This window comes from Bacillus sp. B1-WWTP-T-0.5-Post-4 (genome assembly GCF_009183795.1).
In the GTDB taxonomy this organism is placed as follows: Bacteria; Bacillota; Bacilli; order Bacillales; family Bacillaceae_G; genus Bacillus_A; species Bacillus_A cereus.
Window position 1 is genome coordinate 87,622 of the sequence record NZ_WEIJ01000011.1, and the last position, 18,103, is coordinate 105,724.

Here is an 18,103-nt window from a genome sequence, read left to right on the forward strand (position 1 = left end):
TCTCTAGTAAAAAAAGACATCATCATATGCATGTTTCTAATAAAACCGCCATGATAATGTCTTCTCAAAAAAGCAAAAATTAATTATATATAATAATAAGATTAAACGTTATTTATTTCTTAAATAATCTCTTTCTAAATACGAACATACTTAGTGCGGAAAGAACAAGTGTTATGCCAGAAAGTAAAATCGAAGTGCTAGCTTCACCGCCTGTTGATGGTAAAAATTTCTTGCCTTCCTCTGGCTTATTAGTATGTTGTTTATTTAAAGTGTCTGCTTTTCTTCCCTCGTTTTCAACAACTTGATTATTCCCTTTTGGCTCTTGATCCAATCCTGTTGCTGATTCTTTTACTTCTTTCTTTGGTTCTTTCGCTTCTTCAACTTCTTTTGTTGGCTCTTTTTCTTCTTCTTTTGTTCCTTCAACTTCTTTTACCGGCTCTTTCACTTCTTTTTTTGTTCCTTCAACTTCTTTTACCGGCTCTTTCACTTCTTCTTTTGTTTCTTCAACTTCTTTTACCGGCTCTTTCACTTCTTCTTTTGTTTCTTCAATTTCTTTTACCGGCTCTTTTTCTTCTTCTTTTTCCACTATATTCTGTATAACTGTTCCGTTAAACCTTATGCTAATTTCATCAGAATCTAAATCAAATTTATACACCTTTTCACCTGGGGTACTCCATTTTATTACTCCGTTATTAAACGTCCCTCCCTCACTTACCAATTGAATATTTTCAATACTTTCTCCTTCTAAATCATATACAGGAACTTGAATTTCTTCGTTTATTTTTGCATCATTTAAAATGATATTTTGTCTTCCAACATCAATTGTAAACCACTGACCTAATTGTATTAACGGCCTTACATCACGAATCTCATTTCCAGCTAAATTTAAGCTAAATAAGTTTAGCATGGAACCAATAACCGTTACATCTTTAATATGATTGTCCGCAAGATTTAACCACTGTAAATTTTCCAATGAAGATAGTGGTGTTATATCTTCAATTTGATTATGAGATACATTCACATTATTCAATTGTTTCAAGTTTGAGATAAACTCAATATTTTTCAGACCTACTCCTTCTAAAGTGAGTTTTTCTAAGTTCGTCATATATTCTAAACCTGTTATATCTTTTATCTCATTTCCTTTTTCTTTAAGTATCTCTAATTTTTTAATCTGTAATAAATCTTCTTTTGTGATAGGAGCGTTTAAATTCTCTCTACCTAAATTCTCTTTATTAATATGTTGTTGTAAAGTTTTATCGAGAATTACATTTTGACTTTCTTTTTGTTTTTCAACTATATTCTGTATAACCGTGCCATTAAATCTTATTTTACTTTCAGTAGAATTAGTATCTAGTTTAAATTCATATATTTTTTCTCCAGGACTATTCCATTTTATAAATCCGTTATTCAGAGTAGCCCCCTCACTTTGTAGATTAATATTTTGAAGTGGCTCTCCTTTAAGGTTGTATACTGGGATTTTTATTTCTTCATCTACACTTGCTTCATTTAAAAAGATTTTTTGTCTTTGAATGTCAATTGAAATTCGCTTACCTAATTCCTCAACAGGCCTTACGTCAAAAATTTCATTTGCTCCAAGATTTATCTCATGTAAATTTGTTAAAGTGCTCAACGGCGATATATCAGAGATATAATTCTCTTCTAAATTCAGCACTTGTAAATTTCCTAATTGAGATAGTGATGATATATCTTTTATTTCACTATCAGAAATTTCTAGTTCAATAAGATTACTCATTTTACTAATAGATTCAACATTATTAATTTTATTGTTCCCTATCCATAATAGTTCCACATTATTTAATCGATCAATTCCCGTAAGATCACTGATTTGATTATTTGCTAAGTATAATTGTTTCATAGTTGATAATGTAAATAATGGCTGGATATCTTTAATGTTATTACCGATTAAATCTAATGTTTTAATTTTTTTCATTTTACTTAATGGTGTAAGATCAGAAATTTTATTATCTCTTAAAAAAAGCATATTAATATTCTCTAACTGCTCAATTGGGTGAATACTTTCAATTGAATTAGATGTTAAATCAACGTACTTCAAACCTCTCAATTTCGAGATGGCTGATATGTCTTTTACATTAGACTCTCGTAACGTCAACTTCTCTAAGTTTGTCATATACTCTAAACCAGTTATTTCATTTATTCCTTTACCTGAATAAATGGATAATGTTTTAATTTGTAATAAATCTTTCTTTGTGATTGGCGCATCTACATTATCTCTATTTAAGTTATATTTATTAATATATTTTTGTAATTGCTTATCTAATATTACATTTCCGTTTTCATCTTGTTTCTCCTCTTTATTTTCCTTTTGTTTTTCTGGAACATTGTTCTCTAAATTCAATGTATTTACTTCAAACTGTACTTGGTACTTATTGTCATAGGCCATTGTTGGAATATAAATATGCATTCGCATATTATACCTTTTTCCTAATTCCCCTACTTCAAACTGAATCACTTTCGTTCCATTTTTCTTTTTGTCTTCTGATATTACTTTCACATCATGAAACACACCTGGAGTGTGAATATCCTCTGTCTTCAAGTATTGAAAGAAATCACTATCACTTAACGTTGCTGTTACAATTTTCTTTCCATTCTCAATTGTTAATTTCGGATCCTTTATATAAACAGCTGCCATAGACTCTTCATTCGTTTTATCTTTATACGCTTTAATAACAGCGTCATATGTACCATCTTCTAAACCTTGTCCAGTTTTATTCGCCTCAATTGCTACTGCCGCTAAAGCAGGTGTTGAATACAAAGCAAACGGAAGTGATAACGCCGCCGCTATAATCATTGCATTTATACGTTTTCTTTTATTTTGTTTCAACTTTACATCTCCTCCGAAATATATAATTCGAAATGTAATCATTTCTCGAATAAATGATAATGATTTTCGTTATCATTGTCAACTGAAAAAATAAAAAGTTTACAAAAAAAGAACCTCTTTAAAAGAGGTTATGCCATTTTCTCACCTGATTCTTCTCTAAAAAAGCTTTTCATCGCATGAAATACGTCTGCTTTTTGCTTTAAAATATAATATCTGAAATTATCATCTTTAATATTTTTATAGGCTGACATAAGTGTACTATGGCGGTTGTACTGGTTCACTTCCCCATACCCAAACATATTACACTTCTTCATTAGCTCTTCAACAAGCTTTACACATCTAGCATTATCTGATGTTAAATTATCACCATCTGAAAAATGGAATGGATAAATATTATAGCGGTCTGGTGAATATTTATTATCGATAAGTTCTAATGCTTTTTTATATACGGAGGAACATATTGTTCCGCCACTTTCTCCTTTTGAGAAAAATTCTTCTTCTGTAACGACTTTCGCTTCTGTATGATGAGCAATAAATTCAATATCAACTGTTTCATACTTTGTGCGTAAAAATCTTGTCATCCAGAAAAAGAAGCTACGTGCCATATATTTCTCCCATATTCCCATCGATCCACTCGTATCCATCATCGCTAATACAACAGCTTTTGAATCTGGCTTTAATACTTCATTCCAAGTGCGGAACTTTAAGTCTTCTTGATGAATTGGATGAAAAGATGCTTTACCACCCATCGCATTTCGTTTATATGCGGATATCATTGTTCGTTTCTTATCGATATTTCCCCATAATCCTGTTTTTCTAATGTCATTAAATTCAACATGTTCAATCCGGTTTTCATCCATTTCTTTTCTCTTTAAATTAGGCAGTTCTAACTCTCTGAAAAACGCTTGCTCTAATTCTAAAATAGAGACTTCAGCTTCATAGTAATCTTCCCCAGCTGCATCTCCTGCTCCTTGCCCTTTTCCTGGCCCTTTTTGTTTTTGACCACCTGATCCATCTCTCGCAACGACATCACCAACTTTGCTGTCACCGTTTCCTTGCCCAACATGTTTATTTTTATCATAATTGTATCTAATCTTATATTCATCTAGAGAACGAATTGGTATTTTTACAACATCCTTACCATTAGACATAACTATACTTTCTTCTGTTACAAGATCGGGTAAATTATTCTTAATTGCCTCTTGTACTTTTTCTTGATGGCGCTGTTGGTCGTCATATCCTTTGCGATGGAGGGACCAGTTTTCCTGTGAAATCGTATAATTTGGTTGATTTTCTTCGCCCATTCCTTTCCCTCCTTACTGTAATTGTCTTCCTGTATGAACAGCAATCTATAAATTTTGTTCTGTAATATGCAAGCTAGAATATTTGAAAGGTAACTGCCCACAGAAAATCATCCCATAAACATTTATAACGTTTTTCATACAATACCCCGAGCATCCTAAACAAAATTTTGCCACTCACATAAATAGAAAGAAATATTCAGCCACTGATAAGAAAGAAACACAATGCATTGTTGCACACATTTTTACTTTGCAACATATTGTATTGTGTTGGCTTTTTTCGTATGAATGGTTGGTTACTCTATCATATGCATATTGTAAAAATAATTGACAATAAATTCATAAAATTGCATCTTAATTTATTACATTTGGACAAGGTATGACACTTTATACACATATGAACGGATAATAAAACGCTGTCCCGCAAAATACAAGAGACAGCGTTTTGTTATCAAACTATCTGTTTAACAAGCTACCTACATAGCGTAGTAATTCATTTGCTGAAGAAGAATTATAGCCATGCTCATCAATTAAACGCGCAACAACATCATTGATTTTCTTAAGCTGATTTTCGTCCGGCGTTTTCGTTGATGTTGTAATTTTCACTATATCTTTTAAATCAGCAAATAGTTTTTTCTGAATCGCTTCACGAAGACGTTCATGTGAATTATAATCAAAACGTTTTCCTTTACGGGCATAAGCAGAAATGCGAATTAAAATCTCTTCACGGAACGCTTTCTTAGCATTTTCTGAAATTCCAATTTGCTCTTCAATTGAGCGCATTAATTTTTCATCTGGACTCATTTCTTCTCCTGTTAACGGATCACGTAATTTCGATTTATTGCAGTACGCCTCAACGTTATCTAAGTAATTATCCATAAGCGTCTTAGCTGATTCTTCATATGAATAAACAAACGCTTTTTGTACTTCTTTCTTCGCGATTTCATCGTATTCTTTTCTCGCTAATGAGATGAAGTTCATGTAACGTTCACGGTCTTCATTACTAATGGATGGATGCTGATCTAGCCCATCTTTTAAAGATCTAAGTACATCTAACGCGTTAATAGATGGTACCTCTTTTCGAATGATTGTAGACGAAATTCGGTTAATGACATAACGAGGATCAATACCCTTCATACCTTCATCTTGATATTCGCGTTGTAATTCTTCTACATCAATCGCATTATAACCTTCTACCGTTTCTCCATCATACAAACGCATCTTTTTAATTAAATCAATATCCGGACGCTTCGGATCTTTTAAACGAGTTAAAATAGTGAACATTGCTGCAACGCGAAGTGTGTGTGGTGCAATGTGAACATTCGATACATCACTTTCACGAATCATTTTTTCATAAATATGTTCTTCTTCACTTACTCGTAAATTATAAGGAACTGGCATTACAATAATTCTTGAGTGCAATGCTTCATTTTTCTTATTTGCTATAAATGAGCGATACTCTGTTTCATTCGTATGCGCTACAATTAATTCATCTGCTGAAATAAGCGCAAATCTTCCCGCTTTGAAATTCCCTTCTTGCGTAAGCGATAATAAGTGCCATAAAAACTTCTCATCGCATTTTAACATCTCTTGGAACTCCATCATTCCTCGGTTTGCCTTATTTAATTCTCCATCAAATCGATACGCACGTGGATCTGATTCTGAACCATATTCTGCAATCGTAGAAAAGTCCAGACTACCTGTTAAATCTGCAATATCCTGTGATTTTGGATCAGACGGACTAAATGTACCAATCCCTGTACGGCGATCTTCAGAGAAGAAAATACGCTCTACAACTACATCCTCAATTCTTGATCCGTATTCTTGCTCTAAACGCATGACATTTAGTGGTGATAAATTCCCTTCAATTCTAACCCCATACTCATTAAAGAAATCATCTCGTAAATGATGTGGAATTAAATGCAGTGGATCCTCGTGCATTGGGCATCCTTTAATTGCAAAAATTGCTCCGCGATCTGTTCTTGAATATGTTTCTAATCCTCGTTTCAACATTGTAACTAACGTTGATTTCCCTCCACTAACAGGACCCATTAATAATAAAATTCTTTTTCTAACATCTAATCGTTTTGCAGATGGATGAAAATATTCCTCTACAAGACGTTCTAGAGCATCCTCTAATCCAAAGAGCTGATTACTAAAGAAATTATACTTTCTTCTACCATCAACTTCTTCAATTCCAGCGTCTTTTATCATATTGTAAATGCGAGAGTGTGCTGTTTGAGCCACCCATGGTCTTTCTTTCACAAGCTCCAAATACTCCGCAAACGTACCTTCCCATTGTAAACGTTCTTCTGCTGCTCGATGCTGTTCAATCTTTTTTAGAATATCCATTATAGCTCCTCCCCCATCTCCTTGTTCAATCGGATTATTATAAAAGGTATGCTAGGATGTCCTTAAACATTCTTTAAATCAAAACGAAATATATAATAGCACGCTAAAATTCTCTCCAAAATTCAAAGAAAATTCTGTATAATATAGGTATTAACATTTTTACACTGCTATTCATTATAAATAAATTCTTTTCTTCTAAGAACCTTACATACATTTTGGATAATAAATAAAACTCATGAACCGAAAAAAGTAAGGAGGATATTAGTATGAAATTATTATTAATTTTAGGTGTATCACTCACATTTCTTACAGCTATTTTTACATCCGGTTACAATGACAAACCAGGTACACATAAAAAATGATGTGCTTTTAGCACATCATTTTTTTATTTATAATACATATTTTCCATATCATATTTGGATAGTGGTCGGCTATAATAATAACCTTGTACAAGCTTCACATTCTTTTCTTTCAAAAACTGTATTTGCTCCTTTTTTTCTACTCCTTCTGCAATTATATTCAATTCTAAAGTATGAGCTAAATGAATAATTGCAGCTGTAACATTCGTATCACGTTCATCTATATGTATACCTTCCATAAAAGAACGATCAATTTTTAAAGTATCAATTGGATATGTTTTTAAATAACTTAAAGATGAATAGCCTGTTCCAAAATCATCTAAATGAATCTTTAAATTTTGTTCTTTTAATTGTAGTAACACTCTCTTTGATATATCTTTATGTATAAGAGCTCCTTCTGTAACCTCTATCGCTAATAAATGAGCTGATACATTGTACTTATTTAAAGCCCGTGTAATCATCTCTATTAATGTAATAGAACGAAAGTGTCTAGCTGAAATATTAACCGCAATTGGGACCACTTCATATCCTTTATTTAACCATTCGCGCAGTTGCTGACACACTTGATTTACTACCCATTCATCGAGCTTAATAATAAACCCTGTTCTTTCTGCCAACGGAATAAATTGGTTTGGAGAAACAAATCCTAATTCCTTATTCTCCCACCTTATTAAAGCTTCCATACTAGCTATTTTTTTCGTTTCAATATTAATTTGTGGCTGATAATATAAGAAAAATTCATTTTTTTCTATAGCACGATGTAACTGGTTTTCTATTATAAACCTTTGTTCACGCTCACAGTCTAATCCACTACAATAAAAATGATAATGTCCTTTTCCTTTTTCTTTTGCTTTTTCTAAAGCAGCATCGACCCTCTGAAATAGTATTTTTTCATCTTCTCCATCTGCTGGAGCCATTACAATTCCAATTGATGCACTTAAATATACATCTTCTTCTTCGATTACAAAATATTCACTAATATTTTTCAGTATGCTTTTTGCAACTTCCTCTACATATTCTTTCGTTATATTTTCTATCAACATAACAAATTGATCATCGTGTTCTCTAAATAAGTGCATATCTTCTATTTTTAGATTGCTTAAACATTCTGTAACTTTTTGTAATACTTTATCTCCCTCTTTATGACCAAATGTATCATTAATACGATGAAACTCATCTAAATCTATAAATACAAGTGCAAAATTTACACTCTCATTTAAAAAAGTATTTAACTTATTTGTACATGAAATTCTATTCATTAATCCCGTTAACTGGTCATAGTAAGCTAAATATTCTGTTCGCATTTCGTTTAATACTTGCCTTGTAACATCTCTCGTAACAATATAAATCCCAACAATTTCACCGTTCACAATAATCGGGATAGTTCTCAAAGAAATATATAGCTCGTACCCTTCTTTATGAACATATTTCTTTGAAACAATTTGTTTTGCTTTTCCTTGCATCGATCCCTTAAATATAATTTGAAAATCTTTTTCATATTCTTTATTAATGAATTCAAAAATAAATTTATTATTTAATTCCTCATACCGGTATCCAAATATTTCATACGTTGCCGGATTTGCATATGTAACTCTCCCTATAGAATCTATAGATATAATTGAGTCATTATTATATTCCAGTAACGACTTAAATAACATTTGTTTTTCCTCTATCTTTGTCTTCTCCTCAATTTGAGCTGTAATATCTCTTGTAATACAAATAACAAATTGACATATTCCTTCTTCGTCGCAGACAGGATTAAGTGAAGATTCATAATGTATCTCACCTTTTGGTAAATTGACTACATCACAAAAGGTGTGTGCTTTCGCTTCTCTCACTACTTTTGCATATTGCCTTTGCAATATCCCCGCTATATCTTTTGGTAATACTTCTGCAAAAGTTTTTCCATAGCACTCTTCGCTTAACCTAGCATAATCCATTCCTATTTTATTCACATACATATATTGAAACGTTTCATTATCAATAACTTTCAATATGAATACTAAATCTTGAATAGTATGTAATAATCCTTGTCTAATTAAATCCATATCTATCATACTTAAAAAGGTATTTTGATTACTATATTCTTCCTTCATATTTATCTCAACCCGTCTTATCTATTTTTAATCATATATCCCATTCTATATGATTATGTCCTCTCTTTTAAATGTATGATTATATATTATTTTTATTTTATAAAAAAAGTCGCCATATGGCGACTTTTAATAAACGATTTCTAAATCTAATCCAGGGTAATTTTGTTGACGGAACGCTTCATAAATTAAAATTGCTGCTGTATTAGATAAATTTAATGAACGTACTTTATCTGTCATTGGAATACGTAAACAATGATCAAAGTTTTCTTCGATTACATTAGCTGGTAAGCCGTTTGTTTCTCTTCCAAATACAAAATAGTAATCCTTCTCACGCTTGCTATAGTCAAACGCTGTATGAGCTTTCTCGCCATACTTTGTTAAATAGAAGAATTCACCGTCTTTATTTTTTTCATAAAATTCTTCAATTGAATCATAATACGTAATTTTTACGTGCTGCCAATAATCTAATCCTGCACGCTTTAACATTTTATCATCCGTTGAAAATCCAAGCGGTCTAATCAAATGTAATTCTGTTCCAGTTGCTGCACAAGTACGAGCAATATTCCCTGTATTTGCTGGAATTTCTGGCTGATATAAAACAACATGTACTCCCACGCGATATTCACCTCTGTTTTTTGTCTACTACGTATTATACCACTTGAGCGAAAAATCTCTACCCATTAATAATATGAAAGAATTTATATTTCATTTGTGGTGTATATTTACTAGAGTCTTCATAGTTCCAATAACGTCGACGGCTATTCGCTGAATGTGCATTTACAAGCGGCATACCATCTGCATCTTTTGCTACCACAATCGTCGTATGATTCCATCTTCCGTCATCCTCGAAATCATAAGCAATGACATCTCCAAGAATAAGTTCTTCTGGCCTCTCTACCGCCTCTGCTCGAAGTCCTGTTGTAGCACCTGACAAATACCAATAAAAAGAATGTGCAACAGCCCAGCTCCAACTCCACTGATTCTCCCTTTGCCACCATCCTTTACGAATATTAGGATACCCGTTCATAGGTACTTCTCCAGTATGAAGACATTGAGAAATGAAATTCGTACAATTATCAGGGAAATTACGATACATAGGATTCCGGTCATCCCACCAACGCTCTGCATATTTCACTGCCTCTAAACGATTATACTGATAAGAACCGTACTTCTCTTTCGTAATATCCCTTTCTAATGTCTCACCCATTCTAATTTCTTCTGACACTTCAATAGCAGAATCGCCTATAATTCGACTATTATTTAAACAAACTCTTCGTTTTAATTGTTCCTCTTCAATATAAAATAATTCTTTATGCTTAATTAAATATTTAAAATGTATTTGATAATCAATTTCTTGATGGTCATTACTATTTAATTGTCTAATGAAAGAAACATCCGCAGTTGCTTTCACTATATGTGCACTACGCCTTTGAAACAATTGTTTCTTTCTCAGTGCCATTTGTAATAAATCCTCAGCAATACCATCCACATTCGTTCTTTTCTCCGTTATATATGCTAAAAATTGTTGTACTTGGTTTTCAATCTTCGTTTTTACAACCATTCCGTCTCCCTCCCATATTACAATATGAAAAAGGGAAATATTATCTACTCTTTTTTCTGTGCTAACAATTCAAGCCCGCGATTCATTTCATGAAGCACTTCTTCATCTTTCTCACGTTCCATCGCTTTCTCAATCGCTTCGCCTACTCCATCTCCGCCAATTTTCCCAAGTGCCCATGCTGCCGTTCCGCGTAGTACCGGTCTTGGGTCATCTTTCATAACACCAATTAAATCAGGAATTGCCGATGCTTCTTTAAAATGTGCTAATGCTAAAATCGCATTTCTTTGCAGTGGCTTTTTCCCTCTCCATGACCCTGACATAATCCCATATTTCTCTTTAAAATCACGATTACTAATTGTTAAAAGTGGCGTTAATAATGGTTTAACTAGCTCAGGATCCGGCTCCATCTCAGGATGATTATGAAAATCCATTCCTTTGTTTTTCGGACAAACAGTCTGACACGTATCACATCCATATATGCGATTTCCTATTTTATCGCGATATTCTTCAGGTAGGAATCCTTTCGTTTGTGTTAAAAACGCAATGCACTTCTTCGAATCTAACTGTCCCCCCTGTATTAAAGCACCGGTAGGACAAATATCGATACATTTCGTACAGCCCCCGCATTGATCTTCTATCGGCTTATCTGGCGGGAATGGAACATTTGTAATCATTTCCCCTAAGTATACGTACGAACCAAATTCAGGTGTAATAATAGAGCAGTTTTTACCGCTCCATCCAATACCAGCACGCTCTGATACAGCTCGATCACTTAATTCACCTGTATCAACCATGGACTTCACTTCTATATCGGGAAGTTTTTCAATTAAATATGCCTCTAATTTTTGCAAACGATCTCGTAAAACAAGATGATAATCTTGTCCCCAAGAAGCACGACAAAAAATCCCACGGCGTTCTCCACGCTTACTTAATGGTGCATTTTTTAATTTTGAAGGATATGCTAAAGCAATCGCAATAATTGATTTAGCACCCGGTAATAACAGTTGCGGATTCGTTCTCTTCTCTATATCAGGCTCTTCAAATCCAGATTGATAATTTAATTGTTGTTGCTGGATTAAGCGCTGCTTTAATTCCTCAAAAGGAGAAGCGCTCGCAAAGCCTATTTTATCTATGCCAATTGTTTTACTATACGCAATTACATCTTGCTTTAATTGTTCAAAATCCACTCTTAATCGCCTCCTCAGATGAATCCACCCCTTATGTAACCACTCTATTGGTTAGTAATTCACGTTTGGAATACTATTATTTACTTCTATTTTCGCATGTAATTATATTTTTCAAACATTAAAAAACGCAATGCCTCGTTTATCTCGGAAACGAAACACTGCGTTGATCACAATTTATAGAAAAACATTTAATAAAATTTGGAGCGGGTGAAGAGAATCGAACTCTCGACCAGAGCTTGGAAGGCTCTTGTTTTACCACTAAACTACACCCGCAAATATGAATTACATATAAGATATTAGAATAACTTATGTAAAGTAGTATAGCATGTAAAAAAAGTAGAGGCAAGAATTTTATCGAAAAAAGTCGAAAAAGTGATGAGAGACCTCATCACTTTTTCAATTCTTTATCAATTGCCTTCTTCATACTATCAAAATCAGGATTTGCAAGATTTCCGTTTACATATACAGAAGGAGCACCTTGAACTTTTAATTTTTGAGCACGATCTGAATCTTTACTTACTTTTTCTTTAATGTCTTTACTGTGTAAATCTTTCTTAAATTGCTCTACATTAACTTTCGGCAGTTTCTCTTTCACAATGCTAAGAAGCAAATCTTCTGTAATCCATTCTTCTGTATCTTTCTTTTGATTTTGATAGATCTCATCATAGAAGATCCAGAATGAATCTTTATCTTGTTTATAAATTGCTTCACCAGCTGCTGCACCTAAATCTGAGTCTTTTCCAATAAATGGGAAGTTAATAAAGTATAACTGCACTTTGCCTTTATCAATATACTCTTCTTTTAATCGAGGTAATACTGTTACATCCCAAGTACGACAAGCAGGACATTTAAAGTCTCCAAATTCAACTACCTTAACTGGAGCATCATCTTTCCCTAAAGATTGTTGCGTAGAATAAGCAAACATCTCATTCCCTTTATCTTTTTTGTCATTTATGATGCTATACGCAATTGTTCCAATTACAATTAATACTGCGATAGAAAAAACTATACCAAGAGCCATGAGTTTATTTGATTTCATATACATTCCTCTTTAAATTCATATTCTGTATACAGCATTGTACACAATACACATAATATCAACACTTATATACGTCACGCAATGAACACGCTCACATAAATTACAAAAACACAATAATTGTGACGATATTGTGTCACAATTTATTCAAAAAAAGAAGCTCCTCTGTAGGAACTTCTCTTAACTTACTGCTTTTTTACGCGCGCTATTTAACATCGACTGCTCTATTTTTATATCATGACGAATTACCAATTTCTCACTAACTGCTTGAACATACTCATCATGGCTTATATAGCCTTCTTTCTCCATTAGTCTCAAAACGACATTACGTCTCTCTACTGCTTTATCATAATTTTGTGCAGGTGAGTAATAAGCAGGTGCTTTTACTACAGCAGCCATCATTGCACTTTCAGCCAACGTTAATTGGTTCACCTTTTTACCGAAGTAAAGGTTTGCTGCTTTTTCAATTCCCCATGCTCCTTCTCCATAATAAATATTACTTACATATAATTTTAAAATTTCATCCTTCGTAAATGTGCGTTCAATTTTTTTCGTATAAAAAATCTCTTTCCACTTCCGAGAAAATGTACGTTCATTCGTTAAAAAGGCATTTTTAGATAGCTGCTGTGTAATTGTACTTCCTCCTTGCACGACACCACCAGCCTTTATATTCTCAACAGATGCCCTAATAATTGCTATATAATCTAAACCGTTATGATGATAAAATCTTTTATCTTCTGTCGCAATAAATGCATATGTTAATGATTCTGGCACCTCTAACTTAGCCGGTACATGTAATTTACTAATATCACTTTTCTCAATCATTACATTTCCAATGAATAATAACGTACAACTTAACAATAATAATAATATGATGGCTTTATAAAAAAGTTTAGTCATTGGATTTAATGCAACTTTTTGATGATAGTTCACCCTAGATAATACTCGTTCTTTCATCTTGAACACCTCTTTTCCACACAGCATATAACTCTTACTTTAAGAATACATTGTTGTAAAAAAATATCCCATCGATTTCTCTTACACGTACCTTACATCATTGTAAGGTATAAAGTGAAACTTTAATGAGCCCTCATCAATCAGGCTTACTGCCCAGCAAATAGTGGGATAAAAAAGTATTGTATCACAGTATTTTTTTATCTACTATTCATCTGAAATATTGAATATAGGTTATGTTAAAGTACGAATAACCAATAATAGAGAAACCCTTAAGACTATTATATTTTCACTTTACACTTTAATTATATCATCTACAAATATATATACTTTTGACTATCTAGTAATCTAAATGTATATAACATATAGATTTATTATACAGAACAAATGTTCCTCAAATCAATACTAGTGCTATTATTATTTTGACCTTTTTCTTAAACAGTATACAAAAAAAGAGTAGTGATTCGAATGTATCTCAAATCGGCTACTCTTTTCTTTACAATCTTCCTATTAAATTATACGGCTGTACTTCCCACGTTTCATACGGAATAAAATGTGTTGCTCTCATTGCATCAAGCGTTCTGGATTTCATATGAGGACGCGTTATATACTCATCTATGTTCTCTTCATTTAAATCAACAAATTTAGCCTCTTGTATTTCTTCAGGTTGAATTTTTATTTCACCACTTATATATGCTACTTTAAAAACAACAGCTAGAATATGCATAGAAGTATTATAATAAACGCCTGTAATTCCGATAGGCTTCACCGTTAACCCTGTTTCCTCTTTTATTTCCCTACAGACAGCTTGATCGAGCGCTTCGCCTTCTTCTACCTGTCCTCCTGGCAACTCCCACGTATCAGCTCGCCAGTGCACTTTTGCTAATAACACTTCATTTTTTTCATTTGTTAAATAACCTGCTACAGCAACGATATGCTTTGGTGTCTTATGTTCCATATTAAGCCTCCTAGAGATAATGAATATTTTATATATCCCTATAATCATATTCCCTACCTACAACAAAATACCTTTAATACTTCATCACCTTAATTAACTTCATAAAAAAGACCCTATCCGCTAAGCGAAAAGGGTCATCTATCGTATTACTCTCCTAAGTCTACGTTGTGATAAACTTGTTGAACATCTTCTAAATCTTCTAATGCATCAACCATTTTCTCAAATTGTGCTTGAGCATCTTCAGGAAGTGTTACATCACTTTGTGCAAGCATTGTTAATTCTGCAACTGTAAACTCCTCAACGCCAGCACCTTTAAGTGCAGATTGTACTGCATGAAATTGATCTGGTTCAGCATACACGATAACAGAATCTTCTTCTTCTAGAATGTCACGTGCATCTACATCTGCTTCCATTAAAATTTCAAGAACTTCATCTGATGTTTTACCTTCAAGGCCGATAACAGCTGTCGCATCAAACATGTAAGCTACAGAACCGTTCACACCCATATTACCACTGTTTTTGCTAAATGCAGCTCGTACATCTGCTGCAGTACGGTTTACGTTATTTGTAAGTGTATCTACAATAACCATAGCTCCATTTGGTCCGAATCCTTCATAACGAAGCTCGTCATAATTTTCTTCTGAACCGCCTTTTGCTTTTTCAACTGCACGATCAATAATTGTTCTTGGAACATTGTATGTTTTCGCACGCTCTAATACAACTCTTAGTGCTTGGTTTGATTCTGGATCTGGCTCGCCTTGTTTTGCTGCCACATAAATTTCACGCCCAAATTTCGCGTATATACGGCTTGTATTTGCATCTTTTGATGCTTTTTTGTCTTTAATATTGTTCCATTTACGGCCCATACTTTCCACTCTCTTTCCCGTTTTAAATCTACATAAAAATATTAATATGAAATATAATGTGTGTTCAACACATTTTTAAAAGAAATATAAAAAGTTCATTTTTGATTCATATTACAGACATAATATAAATCACTATCATTTTGTTCTTTCGACAAGTTATATTATACATGAATTCCTACGTTTATTACGAATTTTAGAAGCACATAGTATAATTTAACTAAAAGACTCTAACATTTCTGTTAGTGTCTTTTTATATTGCTAATACCGATTTCCATATTATTCCCATAATTGTTTTCTATTGTTGTATAATAAAAATAGGAAAAAATTTGAAGAAAAGATGGAGGGTGAATTATGACACATTCAAAAGACAAAAAATCACATGCTTTTAAAGGAATAGGAGAAAAATTAAACCCAACTATCTATCAAGTGAGATTCATGAAATTAGATGAACCAATTCGATTTGAGTCGTTTCCTGAATTAAAGGAATTAGGAGACTGGTTGAGTACTTCAACGCACATGTGGTCATGCCACTCAACTATGTACAAATACAACAGAGAAGAGTTTGAAAAGAAGTTCTTAGAAATTACGAAATTAACAGCTGATCATGTACTAATATCTACTGGTGGCGTCGGATTTAACTTCATGTCACCAGGTTGGAGAAATTCTCTATAAAATAATGAAATTATATAAAGGGATAAAAATTTATCCCTTTATTGTTTTGTAGTTTTCCCCAACTGTATCGCATGTACTAAATGAATAAGTTTACCTTAATCATTTATAACCATTTCACCAACACACCATTTTTGCTTATTTTATAGTGTGATGAAAACATAAAAAGACTCTACACATTTGGTGTAGAGTCTTTTATTACGCCGTTCATGATACCGATGGTCGGGGTCGAACCGACACTCCCGAAGGAACACGATTTTGAGTCGTGCGCGTCTGCCAATTCCGCCACATCGGCACAAAAGAAAAGGCGGCAACCGGATTTGAACCGGTGATAAAGGTTTTGCAGACCTCTGCCTTACCACTTGGCTATGCCGCCATATTAAATTTTATTGGAGCGGAAGACGGGATTCGAACCCGCGACCCCAACCTTGGCAAGGTTGTATTCTACCACTGAACTACTTCCGCAAAAATGGCTGGGCTAGCTGGATTCGAACCAGCGCATGACGGAGTCAAAGTCCGTTGCCTTACCGCTTGGCTATAGCCCATCGAATTCTTACTTAATTATATGTAAGTATCCATTAGATTATTTGTAATTTTTAAAATAAAAATGGGGCGACTGATGGGAATCGAACCCACGAATGCCGGAGCCACAATCCGGTGCGTTAACCACTTCGCCACAACCGCCATGTTGTGTAAATATATTTGGCAGGGGCAGTAGGAATCGAACCCACACTGGAGGTTTTGGAGACCTCAGTTCTACCTTTAAACTATGCCCCTATGTAAATGGTGGAGGGGGGCAGATTCGAACTGCCGAACCCGAAGGAGCGGATTTACAGTCCGCCGCGTTTAGCCACTTCGCTACCCCTCCGAAACTTACATGGTGCCGGCTAGAGGACTTGAACCCCCAACCTACTGATTACAAGTCAGTTGCTCTACCAATTGAGCTAAGCCGGCGTATTTTATTAAAATAAATGGTGGCTCGGGACGGAATCGAACCGCCGACACGAGGATTTTCAGTCCTCTGCTCTACCGACTGAGCTACCGAGCCTTATTAAAATGGCGGTCCCGACCGGGGTCGAACCGGCGATCTCCTGCGTGACAGGCAGGCATGTTAACCACTACACCACGGGACCATTTGGTTGCGGGGACAGGATTTGAACCTGCGACCTTCGGGTTATGAGCCCGACGAGCTACCGTGCTGCTCCACCCCGCGATAATACTATTCATATAAAATTTATATGGTGGAGGATGACGGGATCGAACCGCCGACCCCCTGCTTGTAAGGCAGGTGCTCTCCCAGCTGAGCTAATCCTCCAAAGTGGTGACCCGTACGGGATTCGAACCCGTGTTACCGCCGTGAAAGGGCGGTGTCTTAACCACTTGACCAACGGGCCAAATATTATAAATCCTATGGCGGAGAGCAAGGGATTCGAACCCTTGATACGCTTGTGACGTATACACGATTTCCAATCGTGCTCCTTCGGCCAACTCGGACAGCTCTCCAATGGCTCCGCAGGTAGGAATCGAACCTACGACCGATCGGTTAACAGCCGATAGCTCTACCGCTGAGCTACTGCGGAATAATATTGCCTGGCAACGTCCTACTCTCACAGGGACAAGGTCCCAACTACCATCGGCGCTAGAGAGCTTAACTTCCGTGTTCGGTATGGGAACGGGTGTGACCTCTCTGCCATCATTACCAGACATTATTCTTTTGAGACAATCATTATTATAACTCATTTACTTTAAAAGTCAATAAGTTTTTTATGTTCTCTCAAAACTAGATAACATTGCTACATATTATATGGTTAAGTCCTCGATCTATTAGTATTCGTCAGCTCCACATGTCACCATGCTTCCACCTCGAACCTATCAACCTGATCATCTTTCAGGGATCTTAC

At 34.5% G+C, this 18,103-nt stretch carries 12 protein-coding genes, 16 tRNA genes and 2 rRNA genes; 1 reads left to right on the forward strand and 29 read right to left on the reverse strand.

What is annotated here, in order from left to right; genetic code table 11:
- Positions 1–112 precede the first annotated feature (112 nt).
- From GBN91_RS24410 to GBN91_RS24465, 12 genes are all read right to left on the reverse strand, one after another.
- The gene (locus GBN91_RS24410) at positions 113–2,863 is read right to left on the reverse strand and encodes a leucine-rich repeat domain-containing protein (RefSeq protein ID WP_152122564.1); all 2,751 of its coding nucleotides are present in this window, start codon (positions 2,861–2,863) and stop codon (positions 113–115) included.
- Between the two features lie 128 nt (positions 2,864–2,991).
- Complete coding sequence (gene yhbH / locus GBN91_RS24415; protein WP_006925084.1) at positions 2,992–4,167, reverse strand: sporulation protein YhbH; 1,176 nt, start codon at positions 4,165–4,167, stop codon at positions 2,992–2,994.
- A gap of 453 nt (positions 4,168–4,620) precedes the next feature.
- Positions 4,621–6,516, reverse strand: coding sequence for a PrkA family serine protein kinase (locus GBN91_RS24420; protein WP_006925087.1), 1,896 nt, complete (start codon positions 6,514–6,516; stop codon positions 4,621–4,623).
- A gap of 385 nt (positions 6,517–6,901) precedes the next feature.
- Positions 6,902–8,971, reverse strand: coding sequence for a sensor domain-containing protein (locus tag GBN91_RS24425; protein WP_152122566.1), 2,070 nt, complete (start codon positions 8,969–8,971; stop codon positions 6,902–6,904).
- A gap of 126 nt (positions 8,972–9,097) precedes the next feature.
- Positions 9,098–9,586, reverse strand: coding sequence for a tRNA (uridine(34)/cytosine(34)/5-carboxymethylaminomethyluridine(34)-2'-O)-methyltransferase TrmL (trmL, locus tag GBN91_RS24430; RefSeq protein ID WP_000538147.1), 489 nt, complete (start codon positions 9,584–9,586; stop codon positions 9,098–9,100).
- A gap of 58 nt (positions 9,587–9,644) precedes the next feature.
- Positions 9,645–10,532, reverse strand: coding sequence for an amidase domain-containing protein (locus GBN91_RS24435; protein WP_000260591.1), 888 nt, complete (start codon positions 10,530–10,532; stop codon positions 9,645–9,647).
- Positions 10,533–10,576: 44 nt separating this feature from the next.
- Positions 10,577–11,719: a tRNA epoxyqueuosine(34) reductase QueG gene (queG, locus tag GBN91_RS24440; protein WP_000345215.1), complete on the reverse strand. Its 1,143-nt coding sequence runs from the start codon at positions 11,717–11,719 to the stop codon at positions 10,577–10,579.
- A 199-nt stretch (positions 11,720–11,918) separates the two neighbouring features.
- A tRNA-Gly gene (locus GBN91_RS24445) sits at positions 11,919–11,992 on the reverse strand.
- A gap of 115 nt (positions 11,993–12,107) precedes the next feature.
- The gene (locus tag GBN91_RS24450; RefSeq protein ID WP_000841309.1) at positions 12,108–12,758 is read right to left on the reverse strand and encodes a DsbA family protein; all 651 of its coding nucleotides are present in this window, start codon (positions 12,756–12,758) and stop codon (positions 12,108–12,110) included.
- Positions 12,759–12,935: 177 nt separating this feature from the next.
- The gene (locus GBN91_RS24455) at positions 12,936–13,712 is read right to left on the reverse strand and encodes a transglycosylase domain-containing protein (protein WP_006915721.1); all 777 of its coding nucleotides are present in this window, start codon (positions 13,710–13,712) and stop codon (positions 12,936–12,938) included.
- A gap of 493 nt (positions 13,713–14,205) precedes the next feature.
- The gene (locus tag GBN91_RS24460) at positions 14,206–14,667 is read right to left on the reverse strand and encodes an NUDIX hydrolase (protein WP_006915722.1); all 462 of its coding nucleotides are present in this window, start codon (positions 14,665–14,667) and stop codon (positions 14,206–14,208) included.
- A 146-nt stretch (positions 14,668–14,813) separates the two neighbouring features.
- A complete protein-coding gene (locus tag GBN91_RS24465; protein ID WP_000532952.1) occupies positions 14,814–15,533 on the reverse strand; it encodes a YebC/PmpR family DNA-binding transcriptional regulator in 720 nt (239 codons plus the stop codon).
- A 351-nt stretch (positions 15,534–15,884) separates the two neighbouring features.
- Between GBN91_RS24465 and GBN91_RS24470 the strand changes: the two genes are divergently transcribed.
- Positions 15,885–16,205, forward strand: coding sequence for a DUF3884 family protein (locus GBN91_RS24470; RefSeq protein WP_000149743.1), 321 nt, complete (start codon positions 15,885–15,887; stop codon positions 16,203–16,205).
- Between the two features lie 210 nt (positions 16,206–16,415).
- Here the strand turns inward: GBN91_RS24470 and GBN91_RS24475 are convergent.
- The 17 genes from GBN91_RS24475 to GBN91_RS24555 form a co-directional block, all read right to left on the reverse strand.
- A tRNA-Leu gene (locus GBN91_RS24475) sits at positions 16,416–16,497 on the reverse strand.
- 10 nt (positions 16,498–16,507) lie between these two features.
- Positions 16,508–16,578, reverse strand: a tRNA-Cys gene (locus GBN91_RS24480).
- A 14-nt stretch (positions 16,579–16,592) separates the two neighbouring features.
- Positions 16,593–16,667: transfer RNA gene (locus tag GBN91_RS24485), tRNA-Gly, on the reverse strand.
- A 5-nt stretch (positions 16,668–16,672) separates the two neighbouring features.
- Positions 16,673–16,747, reverse strand: a tRNA-Gln gene (locus GBN91_RS24490).
- Between the two features lie 63 nt (positions 16,748–16,810).
- Positions 16,811–16,886: transfer RNA gene (locus tag GBN91_RS24495), tRNA-His, on the reverse strand.
- 19 nt (positions 16,887–16,905) lie between these two features.
- Positions 16,906–16,979, reverse strand: a tRNA-Trp gene (locus GBN91_RS24500).
- Between the two features lie 7 nt (positions 16,980–16,986).
- A tRNA-Tyr gene (locus GBN91_RS24505) sits at positions 16,987–17,070 on the reverse strand.
- 10 nt (positions 17,071–17,080) lie between these two features.
- Positions 17,081–17,156 (reverse strand) — tRNA-Thr (locus GBN91_RS24510).
- A gap of 18 nt (positions 17,157–17,174) precedes the next feature.
- Positions 17,175–17,250: transfer RNA gene (locus tag GBN91_RS24515), tRNA-Phe, on the reverse strand.
- Between the two features lie 9 nt (positions 17,251–17,259).
- Positions 17,260–17,335 (reverse strand) — tRNA-Asp (locus GBN91_RS24520).
- Positions 17,336–17,338: 3 nt separating this feature from the next.
- Positions 17,339–17,415, reverse strand: a tRNA-Met gene (locus GBN91_RS24525).
- A gap of 26 nt (positions 17,416–17,441) precedes the next feature.
- Positions 17,442–17,517: transfer RNA gene (locus GBN91_RS24530), tRNA-Val, on the reverse strand.
- Positions 17,518–17,521: 4 nt separating this feature from the next.
- Positions 17,522–17,596, reverse strand: a tRNA-Glu gene (locus GBN91_RS24535).
- A gap of 17 nt (positions 17,597–17,613) precedes the next feature.
- Positions 17,614–17,705: transfer RNA gene (locus tag GBN91_RS24540), tRNA-Ser, on the reverse strand.
- A 2-nt stretch (positions 17,706–17,707) separates the two neighbouring features.
- Positions 17,708–17,782, reverse strand: a tRNA-Asn gene (locus tag GBN91_RS24545).
- 8 nt (positions 17,783–17,790) lie between these two features.
- Positions 17,791–17,906: ribosomal RNA gene (gene rrf, locus GBN91_RS24550) — 5S ribosomal RNA — on the reverse strand.
- A 100-nt stretch (positions 17,907–18,006) separates the two neighbouring features.
- Positions 18,007–18,103: ribosomal RNA gene (locus GBN91_RS24555) — 23S ribosomal RNA — on the reverse strand; the annotation flags it as partial.

Bases quoted from the DNA above. Each gene is read 5' to 3' on its own strand.
- yhbH (WP_006925084.1), bottom strand. From the start codon at position 4,167: ATGGGCGAAGAAAATCAACCAAATTATACGATTTCACAGGAAAACTGG.
- GBN91_RS24420 (WP_006925087.1), bottom strand. From the start codon at position 6,516: ATGGATATTCTAAAAAAGATTGAACAGCATCGAGCAGCAGAAGAACGT.
- GBN91_RS24425 (WP_152122566.1), bottom strand. From the start codon at position 8,971: ATGAAGGAAGAATATAGTAATCAAAATACCTTTTTAAGTATGATAGAT.
- GBN91_RS24435 (WP_000260591.1), bottom strand. From the start codon at position 10,532: ATGGTTGTAAAAACGAAGATTGAAAACCAAGTACAACAATTTTTAGCA.
- GBN91_RS24450 (WP_000841309.1), bottom strand. From the start codon at position 12,758: ATGAAATCAAATAAACTCATGGCTCTTGGTATAGTTTTTTCTATCGCA.
- GBN91_RS24455 (WP_006915721.1), bottom strand. From the start codon at position 13,712: ATGAAAGAACGAGTATTATCTAGGGTGAACTATCATCAAAAAGTTGCA.
- GBN91_RS24460 (WP_006915722.1), bottom strand. From the start codon at position 14,667: ATGGAACATAAGACACCAAAGCATATCGTTGCTGTAGCAGGTTATTTA.
- GBN91_RS24465 (WP_000532952.1), bottom strand. From the start codon at position 15,533: ATGGGCCGTAAATGGAACAATATTAAAGACAAAAAAGCATCAAAAGAT.
- GBN91_RS24470 (WP_000149743.1), top strand. From the start codon at position 15,885: ATGACACATTCAAAAGACAAAAAATCACATGCTTTTAAAGGAATAGGA.